The sequence below is a fragment of the Enterococcus sp. FR204 genome, assembly GCF_031143325.1.
GTDB lineage: Bacteria > Bacillota > Bacilli > Lactobacillales > Enterococcaceae > Enterococcus_B > Enterococcus_B faecium.
In genome coordinates this window covers 1-1220 of sequence record NZ_JAKZIW010000099.1, presented here as the reverse complement: position 1 = coordinate 1220, position 1220 = coordinate 1, and the positions used below count along the sequence as shown (strand labels likewise).

Sequence of the window (1220 nt, the reverse complement as noted above, 5' to 3'; positions counted from 1 at the left end):
TTTAGTAGAGACGGTTAAGCCATTTTTTCTTTTGCTAATTCTTCAAATTCCTGTGGGGTTAGATAGTGAATCGAGCTATGGATTCGATTTCGGTTATAAAATCCTTCAATGTAGCTAAATAGCGCTCGATTTGCTTCTTCAAAATCTGAGTAGCTAGTCGTGTAGACTTCTTCTTTTTTCAATGAGGCATGGAAAGATTCGATTCCAGCATTATCATAAGGTGTTCCTTTTCTACTATAAGAATGCCTTATTTTGTTGGTTTTAAGCCATTGTTCCACTTCTCTTGCTGTGTATTGGCTGCCCAAGTCAGTGTGTAGAATCATTCCTTCTGGAATGTGATAATGTATTTTTGCTTTATTCAATGTTTGAATGACACAATCCACAGTCATTCGTTTTGAAAATGTATAACTAATAATTCTTTTCGTGTGTAAATCCATGATTGAAGATAAGTAACACCAACCATTTTTCTTAGTAGGAATGTACGTAATGTCAGCTGCCCATTTCTCACAGATCGTTTCAGTAGAAAAGTCCTGATTTAAGAGATTCTCTTTTGAAATGATCGGTTTATTAGACCTTTGAGGTCTATATTTTTTAACTACAATCGACCTTAAATTTAATTGTTTCATTAGCTTTTGGACATGTTTAAGAGATACTGAAATCCCTTCTTTTAATAAAACTTGATGGATCTTTGTGGCACCATAGCGTTGTTTATTCGTAAAAAAAATTGTTGAAATCTTCTTTTTCAACTTATTATTTCTGATTTCTGTAGCTGTCAACGGTTTATTCTTATAAAAATAATAGACACTTCTAGGGATTTCTAATAACCGACACAACAAAGAAACAGTGTAATCCTTACACCATTTTTCAATAAATTGAACAAGCGAATTTAGGTTTTCCGAGAGAATATGGCTGCGGCTTTTTTTAAGATTTCAAGTTCCTCATTTAAACGAGCATTTTCTTTTCTCAGTTCAGCTACTTCTTTTCCAGTCAGTCCTGTGGACTGATCAGGTAAATATAAATTCTTCCATTTGTAAATCGTTGCTTCAGATAAGCCATATTCTTTCGCTAACCCTCGAACAGAACGTCCAGTTTGATTCAGTTCAACAATCATTTGTTTAAAATTTTCTTCATATCGGGTCATAAAAATTCATCCTCTCGTAGATAAGTTTAATTTATTCTTGTCTCTACGAAAAGCTGTCTAAGATTTGATACTAACACCA

The 1220-nt window shown here is 33.4% G+C and carries 1 protein-coding gene; it reads right to left on the bottom strand.

Annotated elements, in window-relative coordinates:
• Positions 1-14 precede the first annotated feature (14 nt).
• Positions 15-1141 (bottom strand): IS3 family transposase gene (locus tag RG571_RS11975; protein ID WP_113808658.1). Its coding sequence is split into 2 segments (ribosomal slippage): positions 15-913 and positions 913-1141, totalling 1128 coding nucleotides; the frame shifts between segments, so codons are not numbered across the junction.
• Positions 1142-1220: the final 79 nt, after the last annotated feature.